The sequence below is a fragment of the Sedimentitalea nanhaiensis DSM 24252 genome (assembly GCF_000473225.1).
Classification (GTDB): domain Bacteria; phylum Pseudomonadota; class Alphaproteobacteria; order Rhodobacterales; family Rhodobacteraceae; genus Sedimentitalea; species Sedimentitalea nanhaiensis.
Genome location: NZ_AXBG01000027.1, coordinates 26,286 through 40,891 on the forward strand (window position 1 = coordinate 26,286; position 14,606 = coordinate 40,891).

The window sequence follows — 14,606 nt, forward strand, 5'->3', positions numbered from 1 at the left end:
GCGCCGCGGGCGCGGAACGCCCCGGCCCTGCGGATCAGGGCAGGGCGATATCGGCGACAATCCCGCGATGGTTCGAGTTCAGCCCGGCGCCAAAGGCGCGGGCGTTCACCACGCGGGCCCCTTCGTGCACCAGCACATGGTCGATCGGCACCCCCAGCGGTCCGAACGCGGCGGGCCAGGTCGGGACCGGGATGCGCAGGGTCCGCATGCCGGTGCGGTTCAGCAGGTCCTGCATCGGCTGGCTCCAGGGCGCGGCGTTGAAGTCGCCCACCGCGATCACCGGGCCGGGCAGCCAGTCGTATTGCGATTTCAGCCGCGCCAGTTCGACCTCGGACAGCCCCACCAGCCAGGGTTTCATCAGGTGGCTGGCGGCGAGGAAAAACCGCTTGCCGGATGCGGTGTCCAGTTCGGCCACAGCATAGCGGTTTTCCCAGGCCGGGTTCAGGGACAGGCGCCAGAAGCGCCGCGGTTGGCGCCGGGTCGCCACCAGCAGGCTGCAGGTTTCAAACGTGCAGGGCGAGACAAAATCGAACTGTTCCCGCAGCCGTTTCAGCGCCGGATAGATCGCCTCGGGCTCGGCGATGGTCACGACATCGGGATCCTGCTCCAGGATGGCGCTGACGATGCGGTCGCCCCAGGCGGCGTTCTCGCCCAGGGCATTGAAGAACAGCACCCGCAGATCCACCGGCCGATCCGGTACCGCGGGCAGGCTGAGACGGGCATGATCGCGCACCAGAAGCCCGCCGCAGACCAGCGCCGCAATCGCCAGCACCCCGCCCAGGCGGCGTAGCCCCAACAGCATCGTCACCAGCGCACAGATCAGGGTCAGGACCAGAAACCAGGGGGCCAGGCTGTCCAGCATCCGCGCCATCGCCCCGAAGGGCGTTGTCGTGGGGATGAGCCGGGGCAGGGTGCCAAACGCAAGGCCCGCCGCCGCCGCCAGGGCCAGCGCGCCTGCACTGTTTGCTTTCAGGGACATGCCAGATCTTTCCGGTTCAGGGCCGGTTCAGGGCCGGAGCCGCCTTTCTTAAATCGCCCCGGCCCGGCTGAAGACGCCGAAGAAGTTACCGATGACGTTGCTGACGGTCAGGGCGTCGTTGATCGGGGATTCGGTGGCCATCACCAGATCCTCGGGGTTGATCTGAAAGCGGCGGGCGGAAAACAGACCGTCCGCGGTGGTCAGATCCAGTGTGAACACCACCCGGGACTGGCGCGGGCCGCGCACCCCGGCGCGGGTGGCCGAGGCGGGGTATTCGCGCAGGATCAGCAGCCCCTTGGGGTCGGCCTTGGCGTCCTGAAAGCCGCCCATGATCGCCACCGCGTCCATCGCCGACACATCGTCCTTGGTAAAGAGATGCAGATCTTCGGTGCCGGTGGCGCCGAAGGACAGGAAATAGCGCTCATCCTCTTCCAGGAACACCCGGTCGCCGCCGCGCAGCAGCGTGTCCAGACGCGGATTGTTCAGAAGCCGGTCCACCGAGGTGCCATAGATCGACCCGCCGCGCATCAGCCGGATCTGCGGGTTGTTCAGGTTCGAGCTGATGCCGCCGCCGGCCGAAATCAGCCCCAGCACCGAATAGTTGCGATCCGGCATCGGATAGGTGCCGGGTTGCAGCACGCCGCTGACCAGATCGACCGAATTGTTGCGCCCCTCGCTCATTGCCAGTTGCACCTGGGCCGAGGGCACGATGGATTCGAATGCGGTCTGCACCTCTTCGCGGGCCAGATCCGGGGTCAGGCCGATGACGCTGACCTTGCCCACATAGGGCAGGAAGATGTCGCCGTTGGACGCGACCTTCATGTCGGCCAGTTCGATGTCTTTCTGTTCGGTCGTGGTCAGCAGCGAGTTGTCGGAACTGTCCCAGATCCGGATGTTCAGGCTGTCGCCGGGCTGAATGATCTGGCTGCGCGCGCCCTGGCTGGCGGAAATCCAGCCCAGCCGTTCCTGTTTGCCGGTGGCAGGCCAGTGCGCCACGGTGGGCAGAAAGGCGCGGGTCACCGGGTAGAGCGCAAATTCGGCGGTGGCCTCGTCGGCCTCTTTCAGGATCTCCTCGCTCGCCGGGGCCCCGCCGGGCAGGCGGCCGCAATTGCCAAGGCCAAAAAGCAGACTCGTCAGCACGAGGGGCAGAAGAAGGGTGCGCATGGGCAGGGGGCCTGTATCGGTTGGTATTGGGGTGGGCGATTTTCGGCCCGCAAGATACTGTTACAAGGGATCGGGTCAACAGCACAGGGGTCGTATGCAGTTTCCCAAGGTTCTGGTTCTGGGTGCAACAGGTCGCATCGGCGCGATCCTGCGCAGATGCTGGCCGCAGGATGGGCCCAGGTGGCAAAGTCGCGCGCCGCAGGGCGGGCCGGGCTGGTGTGTGCTGGACCCGCTGGGGGATCCGGCGGCGCTGGCGCGGGCGGCGCGCGGTTGTGATGCGGTCCTGTGTCTGGCGGGGGGGGTGCCGGGCCGGGGGCGGCTGGCGGACAACGCCCCGCTGGCCCGGGCGGCGGTGCGCGCCGGGGCGGAAACCGGGGCACGGGTGTTGCTGGCCTCGTCCGCCGCCGTTTACGGCGCGGCAGGTGGTGTGCTGCGCGAAGACGCCGTGCCGGTCCCGGTGTCGGAGTATGGTGCCGCCAAGGTGGCGATGGAGCGCCGGGGTGCCGCGCTGGCGGCAGAGCTGGGCGTGCCGGTCACCGCGTTGCGCATCGGCAATGTGGCCGGGGTGGATGCGATTCTGGGCGGCTGGCGGCCGGGGTTCCGGCTGGACCGGTTTGGCGACGGGCGCACGCCCCGGCGCAGCTATGTCGGCCCGGCCACCCTGGCGCGGGTGCTGGGCGATCTGCTGGCTGTGCCCGACCTGCCCGGGGTGCTGAACATCGCGGTTCCGGGCGTGGTGGAGATGGGGGCGCTGCTGGCGGCGGCGGATCTGGGCTGGACGCCGCGCACGCCAGACGATAGCGCCATCCCCGAGGTGCGCCTGTGCACCGAAACCCTGCAACGATTCACCGCCTTCACACCGGCCGAGAGCACGGCGGCGGAGATGGTGGCGCAATGGCGCGCGCTGGAGGCGATGGAGACCGGATGACCTGGCGCAAGCGCATTTTCGATCTGTTTTTTGTCAGCCTGCTGATCGTGATCCTGGGTCCGGTGCTGATCGGGCTGCTGCTGTGGCTGCTGTGGAAGGAAGGCCGCCCGCTGTTCTATGTCGCCGAGCGGATGAAAGGCGTGGACCGGCCCTTTGCCCTGTGGAAACTGCGCACGATGACGGTGGTGGACAGCGATTCCGGCGTGTCGGGTGGCGACAAGCAGGCCCGGATCACCCCCACGGGGGCCTGGCTGCGGGCCCGGCGGCTGGATGAATTTCCGCAGCTGTGGAACATCCTGAAGGGCGATCTGAGCTTTGTCGGGCCGCGCCCGCCGCTGCGCCAATACGTCGAGGCCGACCCCGAGCTGTACCGCGCGGTGCTGAAATCGCGCCCCGGCGTGACCGGGCTGGCCAGCATCACCTATCACCGGCACGAGGCCGCGCTGCTGGCGCGCTGCGCCACCCCCGAGGAGACCGACGCGGTCTATCGGCGCATCTGCGTGCCGGCCAAGGCGCGGCTGGACCTGATCTATCAGCGCCACCAGAGCATGTGTTACGATTTCGACCTGGTGTTCCAGACCATTGGCAACCTGTTTCGGCGGCGCGGCTGAGGCTGCGCCGCCGAAACAAAGGCTGGGGCTGGGTGTCGCGCAGCCTTCTGGACGCAGGTGGCATTAGCAAAAACCCAATGTGACGTTGCCGATTTGGTGCGGGCAGTGGTTTTGCGGGCACCGCCGTCAACAGCGCCGGAAAAATCAGCGGTTCATCGCCAAGAGGGGTTCACTTCGCTGTACATTTGCGCCAATGCAACCCAGTCTGTCGGGGACGGCCCGGGGCGTCGGATGCGTAGCGCGCGTTCATAGGGTCGCAGACGGCCGCACCGGACAACAGGGCCGTGGGGACAGTGACAGAATGTTGAACTTGATCCGCTCACTGACGCGCAAGCAGAAGGCCTGGGTGTTTCTGGCGCTCGATCTTGCGCTGATCCCGGTTGCGCTGCTGTTCACCTATGCGGTGCAGACCCTGCCGGCCTCGCCGGTCGAGAGCCTGTTGCAAAGCTTGCCGGTGCTGCCCTATCTGCTGGCCATCGCCGCCGGGTTGTCGATCTGGCTGGGACTGTCGAATATCCAGCTCAAGGAGTTCGAGGGCCATGCGGTGCGGCTGACCGCGGTTCTGGCGGTGGGGCTGACCGGAGCGGCGGCGATGCTGGCCGCCTTTGCGGGGCTGAACCAGCCACCGGGCACCCATGTGATCTTCGGTCTGAGCTATTTCACGTTTGTGGTCGCCAACCGGGCGGTGCTGTATCAGGTCGTGACCGCGATTTACCGCCGCGCCGCGCCGCGCTGCCGGGTGCTGATCTATGGCGCCGGCACCACCGGCACCCAGCTGGCCTCGGCGCTGCGCGCGCATGAGGACATCGATCCCGTCGCCTTTGTCGATGACAACGTATCGCTGCAGGGCATGCGGCTGATGGGGTTGCCGGTGTTTCCCCCGGCGCGCATTGCCGAACTGGTGGCCCAACGCCAGATCGACCGGGTGCTGTTGGCGATGCCCAGCCTGAGCCAGCCGAAACAGGCGCAGATCGCCCGGCGCCTGCAAAAGATGAAGCTGGAGGTTCAGGCGCTGCCCAGTTTCGCGCAATTGATCGGCGAAGAGGCGCTGATCGACAAGCTGACTCCGGTGGCGCCACAGAATTTCCTGGGCCGCGAGGCCCGCGCGCAGGGGCTGGGCGATGCCTGCGACAGCTATAGCGGACGCACGGTGCTGGTGTCCGGCGCCGGAGGGTCGATCGGCTCGGAACTGTGCCGCCAGGTGCTGACCTGCCAGCCGGTGCGGGTGGTGCTGTACGAGCTGAGCGAACTGGCGCTGTATACCGTGCATCAGGAGCTGATGCAGTTGACCGAGGGCACCGGGATCGACCTGGTGCCGGTGCTGGGCTCGGTCACCGATCCGCGCCAGGTCAGGAAGGTGCTGCAGGAGCACGGGGTGCAGGTGGTGCTGCATGCCGCGGCCTATAAACACGTGCCGCTGGTCGAGGCCAATCCCCTGGCCGGGCTGGCCAACAACGTCTTTGGCACCCAGACCCTGGCGCGCGAAGCCGCCGAGGTCGGGGTCGAACGGTTCATCCTGATTTCCAGCGACAAGGCGGTGCGTCCGGCCAATGTGATGGGGGCGTCCAAGCGGTTGGCGGAACTGGTGGTCCAGGATCTGGCGACGCGCCATTCAAGGACGATCTTTACCATGGTGCGGTTCGGCAATGTGCTGGGATCCAGCGGGTCGGTGGTGCCGCTGTTTCAGGACCAGATCAGCCGGGGCGGGCCGGTGACCGTGACCGATATCAACGTCAAACGGTTCTTCATGACCATTCGCGAGGCGGTGCAGCTGGTGCTGACCGCCGGGGCCGAGGCCCGTGGCGGCGAGGTGTTCGTGCTGGATATGGGCACGCCGGTGCCGATCATGAAGCTGGCCCGTCAGGTGATTGAAAGCACCGGGTACACGGTGCGCGATGCGGACAATCCCGAGGGCGATATCGAAATCGAGCTTGTCGGGCTGCGTCCCGGCGAGAAGCTGGAGGAGGAACTGACCCTGTGCTCTGAGCTGATCGGCACCCGATACCAGAAGATTTTCTGCGCCCGCGAGGAGTATCTCAGCGAGATCGAGGTCGCCGGGGTGCTGCGCGGATTGCGTCAGGCGCTGGTGGCCAGCGATGCCGAGGCCGCCCGCGCGGTCATCACCCGCTGGGTCGAGGGCTATAGCCCAAACGCGCCCGGACGCAAGAGCTCGTGATGGTGGGGCAGGTCATTGCCCCCATGGCCCGCTTTGTGGTCTAAGCGGGCCAGAGGCCCGGCAGGCAAAACAGGCAAAAGGCGATCCCCCGTGTTCTTTCACGCGTTCTTTCCCGTGCATAAAAATGTGCTGTTCCGACGGCTGGTCCGGGTGTCGGCCCGCCCCTTGGCCCGACGGGCCGGCGCTGGTCTGGCGGCGCTGGTCCTGCTGGGCGGAACCGGGGCGGCCCAGGATGGTCCGGCGGCCGCCGCGGAACCGCTTGTGGTGCCGCTGCCGCCGCCCAGTCTGAACTTCTACGGCTCGCCGGGCATCATCGATATGCCCAGTGCCGAGATGTTGCCGGACGGGCAGTTCACCACCGGCATTTCCACCTTTGGCGGTCAGACCCGGTACAACCTGACCTTTCAGGCCACCCCGTGGATGTCGGCCAGCTTTCGCTATAACAGCATCCAGGACTGGAACATGGGTGGCTTTAACACCTATTACGACCGCAGTTTCGACGTGCGGTTCCGGTTGCTGCAAGAGGGGCTGTACCGGCCCGAAATCACCTTGGGGCTGCAGGATTTTGTCGGCACCGGCATCTATGCCGGAGAATATGTCGTTGCCACCAAGACCTTTGCCACGCCGTCCTGGGGCGCGCGCGGGGGGGCGCGGCGGGACGGCCAGCTGAAGCTGACCGCCGGCATCGGCTGGGGGCGGTTGGGGTCCTATGGCAGCATCGGGTCCAGCGGGTCCCGCCCGACCTATGACCCCAACAGCGAAGGCGGCGAGCCGGCCTATGATCAGTGGTTTCGCGGACCCTATGCCCCCTTTGCCGGGATCGAGTGGCGGCCGAATGAAAAGCTGGGTCTGAAGCTGGAATATTCCAGCGACGATTATGTCACCGAGACCCAGGACGCCTCGGTCTTTGACAGGAAATCGCCGTTCAACTTTGGCGTCGAATATCAGGTCAGTCAGCGCACCCGTCTGGGGGCCTATTACATGTATGGCAGCGAGGTCGGGGTGAATCTGCAGGTGCAGCTGAACCCGAAGGCACCCGTCACCCCGATGCGTGCCAAAGCGCCACAACCGGTGCCGCAGCGCCCGCCGCGCAGCGCCAATCCGGCGGTCTGGGATACCGGCTGGGCCACGAGCGAAAGTGTCAAGTTGCAGCTGCGCGACCTGCTGGACCCGGAACTGCGGGCCGACGGGCTGGTGCTGGAAAGCTTGACGCTGGGGGCCGACAGTGCCGAACTGCGGTTCCGCAACCTGCAATACATGTCCTATGCCAACGCGGTGGGCCGGGCGGCGCGGGCGATGAGCCGGGTGATGCCCGCCTCGGTCGAGACTTTCCGGCTGGTGCCGCTGTCGGGCGGCATGGCGCTGTCGGCCACCACGGTGCGCCGCTCTGACCTCGAGGCGCTGGAATTCGACGGCAACGCCACCGACGCGCTGCTGGCGGTCACCGCCTTTACGGACGCGCCCGCGCAGACCGGCACGGCGATCCCGGCAAGCGATCTCTATCCCGACGCCAGCTGGTCGCTGGCCCCCTATTTCAGCCCGTCCTATTTCGACCCCGATCAGCCGTTCCGTCTTGATGTCGGGGTGGCGCTGCGCGGCAGCTATCAGCCCGCGCCGGGCTGGATCATCTCGGGCAACATCCGCCAGCGCATCGCCGGCAACGTCAAGGGCGGGCCGGCCTCGAATTCAAAGCTGCCCCATGTGCGCACGGATCAGGTGGAATATGCGCAATATGACACCACGCTGAACAATCTGTTTGTCGCCAAACAATGGCGTCCCGGGCGCAATCTCTATGCCCGCGCCACCGCCGGCTATCTGGAAACCATGTATGGCGGGGTGTCGGGCGAAGTGCTGTGGAAACCGGTTGCCAGCCCGCTGGCGCTGGGGGTCGAGGCGAATTACGTGGTCAAGCGCGACTTCGACCAGCTGTTCGGATTTCAGGAGTATGACGTGTTCACCGGCCATGCCACGGCCTATTACGAATTCGGCGGCGGCTTCATGGGCCAGGTCGGGGTCGGCCGCTATCTGGCGGGCGATGTCGGGGCCACGGTCCGCCTGGAGCGCCGGTTCGACAATGGCTGGGTGGTGGGGGCCTTTGCCACCAAGACCAACGTTTCGGCCGAGGAATTCGGCGAAGGTTCGTTTGACAAGGGCATCATGTTCCGGATCCCGGTCGGCTGGTTCCTGGGCAAGCCCAGCCGCCAGGCGTTCGGCACCACCATCCGCCCGGTGCAGCGCGATGGCGGGCAGATGGTGAGTGTTCCCGGACGGCTGTACGGCCAGGTGCGCACGGCGCATCGTGCGGCTCTGAAAGAGCAATGGGCGAGGGTGTGGGAATGATCGGCTGTCTGGTTCGGTTGCGGGGGCTGGCCCTGCTGGCCCTGCTGGCCGCCTGCAGCGGTGGCACCGATGCGCCAACGCTGCAATTGCAGGTGATCGATGCCGCCCGCGCGTCGATCGCGGCCCGGAGCGCGCCGGCGCCCGAGCGTCCGCCGCTGACCCGGGCGGTGCTGGACACGCTGGACGGGGCCTTTCTGGAGATCACCCGCGAACGCGAGGATCTGACCGCCTTTCTGTATCCCAGCCTGCAACGGCGCGACGGATCGGCGGGCGAGATCGTCGTCTGGCGCACCGAGACCGACGAGACCGTGACCCTGCGCGGCGGGGTGCTGATTGCCACCCGCGGGCTGGGCGGCGACGTACTGTCCACCGAGGTGCAACTGGGCGCCGGCGGACTGGGCCCGGCCTCGGGGCAACGGGTGCTGCATGTGGCGGACAAGGACAACAAGCAGTTGACGCTGCCGCTGGCCTGCGACGTTGTCGACCTGGGCGCGGCCACGATCGAGATCATTGGCTGGACCCTGCCGACGCGCCACCTGCAGGAACGCTGTGAAGGCGGCGGTGGCACGGTGGTCAACGACTATTGGGTGGATCCGGGCAACGGGCCGATCTGGCAATCGCGGCAATGGGCCGGGCCGCATATCGGCTATCTGCGGCTGCGTCAGGTGACAAGATAGAGCAGACATGGCGCATCGCCCGTCTCAGCCCTGGGTTGAAACAGGCGGCGTCCGGTCCCGGTACCGCCCAATCTTTCCGCACGCCTTTGGCGCGGTGTAATAAAAGGGCGACAATACGCTGCCGACCGGTCTAGACGATTGAAACGCTGCGCAAACTGCGGTACGTATCGACCAAGTGAAATATCCAAGACGCAACCAGTAAGGGTTCTGATCCATGAAAAAATTCGCCGCAGCACTGATTCTCTCCACCGTGGCCCTGACGTCGACCATGGCACCGGCCCGCGCACAGTCGCTTCCCGGTGCTCTGGGTGGGTCGCTGACAACCGCCAGCGCCATCGCGATTGGCGCGTTTGTGGTATTTGCCGCCGTCATCATTGCCGACGATGACGATGCCAACGTCAGCACCACATCCCGCTAAGCGGACAGGTTCCGACAACAGGATTACGTACCAGGCCTTTGGGGGCCTGGTTTTTTGCGCTTATACCATACCATCAAGTTCTGATGGCGCGGACATCCCCTGATCTCTGATCTGCTGAATTTTGGAGATGAAAACCATCAGGAGGTTAAGGACTGTTGGCGTTCGACGTGAAGTTGCTCTGCAAGCCACGTGGCTAGCTTCAGTGGCGTCGTCGTGTTTTTCCTGGTTTATCAAATAACATTTGATCAGAGCGTCGGCAGAAGCAGGCACCCTGAACAACGCGTTGCGAGCGCTGGAGGAAATAAGTCAGCGTCTTCAAAACGGTGTTGCAAGTTTGTGGACGACGGATATTAAAGCGTTTTGCATTTAATTTGAGGCATATCCGGCAGCTTTGAGGAAGTTCCAGCACTCTTGCGGGTCGAACAGATTGCAGATGTCTCCGAGCGCCTGGAACAAGGTGTCAAAGGTTCTGGCACCGATGCGTCGCAGGTGGGCCTTGAGTTTCGAGAAGGCCATCTCGATGGGATTGAGATCGGGGCTGTATGCGGGCAGGAACAAGAACCAGCAGCCGCGCTCTCTCAGGGCTTGTGCCGCGCGTGGGCTTTTGTGGGTGGACAGGTTGTCGAGGATGACAACGGTCCCCGGATCAAGCGCCGGGGCCAATTGCGTCTCGATATAGGTGTCGAAAGCAGGTCCGTTCATCGCGCCCTTGATCACCCAGGGCGCGATCAGGGCATCCTGCGTCAGCCCGGCGATAAAGGTCTGCGTGCCCCATTTGCCAAAAGGTGCCGCGCCATAGAGCCGCTCACCGACAGGGGCTCGTCCGCGCAGCCGCGTGAGGTTCGTCTTGACCGCCGTCTCGTCGATAAAGACCAGCCTGTGCGGCTCCTGGCGCATGCGGGGCTGGCGGCGCTTGATCCAATCACGGCGGGCCTGGCGCAGCGCCGGTCGGTCACGTTCCGCCGCGATCAGTCCTTTTTTTATATGACAGTCCGGCGCGTTCGAGCGCGCGATGCAGCGAAGAGAGCTGCACCTCCACGCCATGTGTCTCGGCCAGGGCGGCGGCCAATTCCTTGAGTGTGATGTCCGGTTCGGCCTGCACGATCTCCAGCAGAAAATCCCGGTGCGGGGCGAGTTTGCCGAATTGACCGGCAGGGCGGCCTTGCGGCTTGGGAACCGTCGTGCCGTGTTCACGATGCTCCGCTGCCAGTCGCACCGCCGTGGCCGCGCTCACGCCGAACAGCCGCCCAGCTGAACGCGCCGAGTTGCCCGCAGCGACATAGGCGCAAATCCGTTCCCGAAGGTCCAAAGAGTAAGGTTTGCCCATGATCCACCTCCAAACAGAAGTGAATCAGACAAAGGTGCACCTGTGAATCCCAATTCGATTCAAATCAAACGCAAACTGCTTTAGATGGTCTGATAAATAGACGGTTTTGGCGTGCGAAGCCGCCATTGGAGAGCGCACAAATAGACTGACTATAAAATGGTCGATTTGGAGACGCTCATGAAATGTGCCGGAGATATTCTTGGCTATGCGTGGGTTGTCTAATTGCGGCTCATCGGTCAAGTGCTGCTTTCATCCTTCCCGGCATTTTCAAGCAGATCATGGCCTGCCGACTTCACAGACCCGTCTGCATGCAGGTAGTGGTATAGGGTTGAGGGCCTGATCTCTCCCAACTCCTTGCATATTTCCGGAATGGATCTGGTGCTATCTGCCATGAGGTGCTTTGCGGAACGCAACTTGTCGGCGGTCATGATCCTGGGGCGCCCGCCTTTGCGGCCCCTTGCACGGGCAGCGACCAGCCCTTCGTTCACCCTCTGGCGGATGATGTTGCGCTCCATTTCAGAAAAAGCAGCCTGAACCTGCAGGAAAGCGCGCCCTGTCGGGGTTGTCGTGTCCATCGGTGCATTCAGCGCCCGGAATGCGACTCCCCGTGTGGCCAGCTGGTCGATGAGAGTGATCAGCTCACCCGCAAGCCGCCCGAGCCGGTCGAAATCAAGCACGACAAGCACGTCGTCCTTGCGCAAAAAAACCCAGACAGGCCGAAAGACCGGGGCGCTCGGCTTTCGCGCCGGAGGCACGATCCTCGAATATCCGCTCGCATCCGGCCGCGTTGAGGGCATCAAGCTGGCGGTCGAGCACCTGTGCGCCCTCAATGGTCGAAATCCGTGCGTAGCCGATCAGTCCCATTGCAGTATCCTTCGAAGAGATCGCGATAAACCTATTTCCGCCTGATGTTTTCGGCAATTGATTTATATGGGTTTTTCGTAGGCCGTCGATCACAGATATCATGCCTCGGCCTGACCCCGCAGCATGTCACGACAAACATGTGTTTTTCGCAGTCTCAGATATCGGTAGCAAGGCGATGCTGCCGTGTGTCGAATGCGGTGTGCGTGGCCAGGGTCAGGGTTGTCTTCGCGGTCAGTCGTAACACTGCCGCATCATGATGTTCGAGACGGCCCCGTTATGTCTCCAAGCGCAATTCGACGTTGGCCGATTACCGCGCGCATCCGGTGGACGCACCCGCAGCCTGACGGCAGCGGATTTCTTTGCAGCCCCTACATCGCAAGCCCCGTCTTCTTGCGACAGGTCATGCTGGTACAGCCCCGTCTGTTTCGAATGGCCGCCCACTTTGCCACATCCCATGCAAAATCACCGCCAGCTTGCGCGCGACTGCCACGTTCGCCCGCTTGAACCCGATGCGTTCGCGCAGTTTCAGGCCCCAACAACGGAGTGCGCTGTCGGTCTTCGAGCGGGTCAGGAGATGGGCGGCTGCTCATACAGGTAGGATCGCAACAGCTTGTCCCCCTGCCTGGATATCCTGCCTTGTTGGTTAATCGCGTTCGACTGGTAGCGTCTTGGGGGCAATCCGATCCAGGCTGCAGCCGTGCGCCCGGACTTGAATGTCGCCGGGTCCCCAATGGCGCCCACATAGCCCACCGCCGTCAGAAAACCGATCCCGGGCACCGTCATCAGCAGTTGGTAGCGTGGGTCCTCGCGCACGATCCGACGAATGGCGCTCTCGTGGCGCGCCACCTGCGCCCGTCCTGCCCGCCAAGCCTTCAGCAAAGGCCCGATGATCACTTCGAGATCGGCGCGTCTGGTAAGATGGCCAATCACCCGTCTTTCGAAAATCTTTGCTCCACCATTCCTAGAACCTGCAGGAAGGGAAATCCCAAACGTGCGGAGAGCCCCGCGGATCGCATTGGCAAGATCGAGCACACAACGAAGCATGATTGCACGGACCCGCAATAGCGTCCGCTTGCGCATGTCTTCCCAACTCTTGACCCGGACTTCACGATAGAGACCTGTCCGAAGCAGATGCGCGAGACCCTTTGCATCGTTGGCATCCGTTTTGTTGATGCTGATGGAAAGGGCTGCGTGTGCCTGACGCGCATCCATGCACACCATCGGGAATCCCCGATCCGTCAACTCATCCAGAGCTAGGTCGCCCAGCATCCGGTTTCCAGCCCAACCAAGGTGAGGTCTTTTGAATACGGCGACAAGGCCATCGCCAGGGCCTCTGGATCGGTCGGTGCCTTCCCGCGCCAAAGACGTGCTCCCTTCTCATCCACGATATGAATCGACGTGCTCCCTTTCGACACATCCAAAGCAGCAAATGCAGTCATGACTTCCTCCTGTGAAAATTGCAGGATCGCAGAATGCACCAAACGTCCGAAATTGCGCGCCCGCGATTACGTCATGTCTCAACCGCAGACCAGGACCAATGGCCAGGTCGAACGAATGAACCGCACCATCAAGGAGGCGACCGTCAAACGCTTCCACTACGAAAACCACGACCAGTTGCGCAAGCACCTCGCTGACTTCATGGCAGCCTACAACTTCGCCCGCCGACTCAAGACCCTCGGCGGGCTCACGCCATACGAATACATCTGCAAGATATGGACTTCAGAGCCAGATCGATTCATCTTAAATCCGATCCACCAAATGCCGGGACTGAACACCTAGCGTGGTTCTACGAATAAACCTTCCGATGGGACTATGGCGTCTAACTGAAGAATCTTTTGATCAATGTGACATATTTCTTGAAAACAAGTTTGAGCGATATTCAACAACGCAAGCTCAACATGCCCGCAACCCGGGTATTGGTCTCCACTTAGGGAACGTCTGATCAACCGGTTCGGCTGCGCCGAGATTTTGGCTTGATGGTCTGGCAAGGCGTGAGACAGGTTGTTTGCGGCCGGTCAAGCGGCTTCAGGGCTGCCATTTCGGCGTTTTGGCGTATTCTGGGCGGACTCATCCTCATGCCATCAGCCTCCGTCGCACCAGAAACAGGTTCCCGAGTGCGAACAGCGTGAAGAGCTGGGCGCGGTTCTTGGCGAGGCCCCGGTAGCGGGTTTTCACGTGGGCAAACTGGCGCTTCACGATCCGGAACGGATGCTCGACTTTGGCTCTCACCATCGCGATCACCCGGTTGATCCGTTCGTCGAGGGAATGCAGCTTGCCACCCTTGGGCGCCTTGCGCATGACGCCCCAGAACTTGCCCGGTCCCGTGAACGCCGCCTCGCGCTCGGCGCTGACATAGCCCTTGTCGGCCCAGACCGAAGTTTCCTCGCCGTGCAGCAGGTCGTCCCAGACCTGGCTGTCGTGCAGTCTGGCGGTCGAGGTGTCCAGGCTGTGAACAACGCCGCTGTCCGCATCGACGCCGATGTGGGCTTTCATACCGAAATACCAGTCATTTCCCTTCTTCGTGGACGACATCTCGGGGTCGCGTGCACCCGCCTTGTTCTTCGTCGAGGACGGCGCGTCGATGATGGTCGCATCGACCAAAGTCCCCGAGCGCAGGGTGATCCCCTTGTCTGCCAGATGCGCGCTCACCTCCGCGAAAATCGCCTCAGTCAGCCCATGCCGTTCGAGCAGGTGGCGAAAGTTGAGGATCGTAGTCTCATCCGGAATGCGGTCGTCACCCAGCTCGATCCCGGCAAAGCGGCGCATCGCATCGCTGTCATACAGCGTCTCTTCTGCCATCGGGTCGCTCAGGGCATACCAATTCTGGAGGAAATAGACCCGCAGCATCATCTCCAGCGGCATCGGCGGGCGACCGCCCTTGGAGCCGACTTTCGGGTAGTGCGGAGCGATCAGCGCCAGCATGCGGCCCCAGGGCACCACCTCATCCATCTCCGCCAGAAACTGTTCCCGCCGCGTCACCTTCTTCTTCATCACATCGCGAAGACCGGGAAAAACAGGTTGCTTTGGCATCGGAACGGCTCCTTGGCGGGTTGCCTCAAGTCTACCAGATCACGCCAGAAGCGGCAGGTTTTTCAGATGTTCCTTAGTTTACAAGATATTAC

The 14,606-nt window shown here is 63.4% G+C and carries 14 protein-coding genes and 1 pseudogene; 7 read left to right on the plus strand and 8 right to left on the minus strand.

Going from position 1 to position 14,606, the window contains the following annotated elements:
* Positions 1-34 precede the first annotated feature (34 nt).
* The gene (locus NANH_RS0100550; RefSeq protein ID WP_027260302.1) at positions 35-979 is read right to left on the minus strand and encodes an endonuclease/exonuclease/phosphatase family protein; all 945 of its coding nucleotides are present in this window, start codon (positions 977-979) and stop codon (positions 35-37) included.
* Positions 980-1,027: 48 nt separating this feature from the next.
* Positions 1,028-2,143, minus strand: coding sequence for a polysaccharide biosynthesis/export family protein (locus NANH_RS0100555; RefSeq protein WP_027260303.1), 1,116 nt, complete (start codon positions 2,141-2,143; stop codon positions 1,028-1,030).
* Between the two features lie 94 nt (positions 2,144-2,237).
* On the opposite strand from NANH_RS0100555, the gene NANH_RS24970 reads away from it, so the two are divergent.
* From NANH_RS24970 to NANH_RS0100585, 6 genes are all read left to right on the plus strand, one after another.
* Positions 2,238-3,071, plus strand: a complete 834-nt coding sequence (locus NANH_RS24970) for an NAD-dependent epimerase/dehydratase family protein (protein ID WP_051372168.1) — start codon at positions 2,238-2,240, stop codon at positions 3,069-3,071.
* Entirely contained in the window at positions 3,068-3,682 is a 615-nt protein-coding gene (locus NANH_RS0100565; RefSeq protein ID WP_027260304.1) for a sugar transferase, read from the plus strand. Before NANH_RS24970 ends, NANH_RS0100565 begins: the two co-directional genes overlap by 4 nt.
* Before the next feature lie 301 nt (positions 3,683-3,983).
* Positions 3,984-5,858 (plus strand): polysaccharide biosynthesis protein, encoded by a 1,875-nt coding sequence (locus tag NANH_RS0100570; protein ID WP_027260305.1) that lies wholly within the window; start codon positions 3,984-3,986, stop codon positions 5,856-5,858.
* 90 nt (positions 5,859-5,948) lie between these two features.
* A complete protein-coding gene (locus NANH_RS0100575) occupies positions 5,949-8,198 on the plus strand; it encodes a YjbH domain-containing protein (protein ID WP_245601338.1) in 2,250 nt (749 codons plus the stop codon).
* Complete coding sequence (locus NANH_RS0100580) at positions 8,195-8,875, plus strand: YjbF family lipoprotein (protein ID WP_027260307.1); 681 nt, start codon at positions 8,195-8,197, stop codon at positions 8,873-8,875. Before NANH_RS0100575 ends, NANH_RS0100580 begins: the two co-directional genes overlap by 4 nt.
* Positions 8,876-9,089: 214 nt before the next feature.
* Entirely contained in the window at positions 9,090-9,293 is a 204-nt protein-coding gene (locus NANH_RS0100585; protein WP_027260308.1) for a hypothetical protein, read from the plus strand.
* Between the two features lie 366 nt (positions 9,294-9,659).
* On the opposite strand, the gene NANH_RS27680 is transcribed toward NANH_RS0100585, so the two are convergent.
* From NANH_RS27680 to NANH_RS24985, 5 genes are all read right to left on the minus strand, one after another.
* A protein-coding gene (locus NANH_RS27680) for an IS630 family transposase (RefSeq protein ID WP_211237068.1) occupies positions 9,660-10,620 on the minus strand; the annotation gives its coding sequence in 2 pieces (ribosomal slippage) (positions 9,660-10,274 and positions 10,276-10,620; 960 coding nt in all).
* Between the two features lie 236 nt (positions 10,621-10,856).
* Positions 10,857-11,297, minus strand: coding sequence for a recombinase family protein (locus tag NANH_RS24975; RefSeq protein ID WP_245601339.1), 441 nt, complete (start codon positions 11,295-11,297; stop codon positions 10,857-10,859).
* Positions 11,290-11,484, minus strand: coding sequence for a recombinase family protein (locus tag NANH_RS29170; RefSeq protein ID WP_245601340.1), 195 nt, complete (start codon positions 11,482-11,484; stop codon positions 11,290-11,292). Before NANH_RS29170 ends, NANH_RS24975 begins: the two co-directional genes overlap by 8 nt.
* Before the next feature lie 567 nt (positions 11,485-12,051).
* Positions 12,052-12,753, minus strand: coding sequence for an IS110 family RNA-guided transposase (locus NANH_RS24980; RefSeq protein ID WP_051372169.1), 702 nt, complete (start codon positions 12,751-12,753; stop codon positions 12,052-12,054).
* Positions 12,738-12,923 carry a hypothetical protein gene (locus tag NANH_RS24985; protein ID WP_139236694.1) on the minus strand — a complete coding sequence of 62 codons (186 nt, stop codon included), beginning with the start codon at positions 12,921-12,923 and terminating at the stop codon, positions 12,738-12,740. Before NANH_RS24985 ends, NANH_RS24980 begins: the two co-directional genes overlap by 16 nt.
* Before the next feature lie 94 nt (positions 12,924-13,017).
* Here NANH_RS24985 and NANH_RS0100610 point away from each other — a divergent pair.
* Positions 13,018-13,263, plus strand: a pseudogene (locus NANH_RS0100610) (integrase core domain-containing protein); the annotation flags it as partial.
* Positions 13,264-13,557: 294 nt separating this feature from the next.
* On the opposite strand, the gene NANH_RS0100615 reads toward NANH_RS0100610, so the two are convergent.
* On the minus strand, positions 13,558-14,514 hold the full coding sequence (locus NANH_RS0100615) for an IS5 family transposase (RefSeq protein WP_036049083.1): 957 nt from the start codon (positions 14,512-14,514) through the stop codon (positions 13,558-13,560).
* Between the last annotated feature and the right edge of the window lie 92 nt (positions 14,515-14,606).

Coding starts and splice junctions, on each gene's coding strand:
- NANH_RS0100550 (WP_027260302.1), bottom strand. CDS start 979: ATGTCCCTGAAAGCAAACAGTGCAGGCGCGCTGGCCCTGGCGGCGGCG.
- NANH_RS0100555 (WP_027260303.1), bottom strand. CDS start 2,143: ATGCGCACCCTTCTTCTGCCCCTCGTGCTGACGAGTCTGCTTTTTGGC.
- NANH_RS24970 (WP_051372168.1), top strand. CDS start 2,238: ATGCAGTTTCCCAAGGTTCTGGTTCTGGGTGCAACAGGTCGCATCGGC.
- NANH_RS0100565 (WP_027260304.1), top strand. CDS start 3,068: ATGACCTGGCGCAAGCGCATTTTCGATCTGTTTTTTGTCAGCCTGCTG.
- NANH_RS0100570 (WP_027260305.1), top strand. CDS start 3,984: ATGTTGAACTTGATCCGCTCACTGACGCGCAAGCAGAAGGCCTGGGTG.
- NANH_RS0100580 (WP_027260307.1), top strand. CDS start 8,195: ATGATCGGCTGTCTGGTTCGGTTGCGGGGGCTGGCCCTGCTGGCCCTG.
- NANH_RS0100585 (WP_027260308.1), top strand. CDS start 9,090: ATGAAAAAATTCGCCGCAGCACTGATTCTCTCCACCGTGGCCCTGACG.
- NANH_RS29170 (WP_245601340.1), bottom strand. CDS start 11,484: ATGGGACTGATCGGCTACGCACGGATTTCGACCATTGAGGGCGCACAG.
- NANH_RS24980 (WP_051372169.1), bottom strand. CDS start 12,753: ATGCTGGGCGACCTAGCTCTGGATGAGTTGACGGATCGGGGATTCCCG.
- NANH_RS24985 (WP_139236694.1), bottom strand. CDS start 12,923: ATGACTGCATTTGCTGCTTTGGATGTGTCGAAAGGGAGCACGTCGATT.
- NANH_RS0100615 (WP_036049083.1), bottom strand. CDS start 14,514: ATGCCAAAGCAACCTGTTTTTCCCGGTCTTCGCGATGTGATGAAGAAG.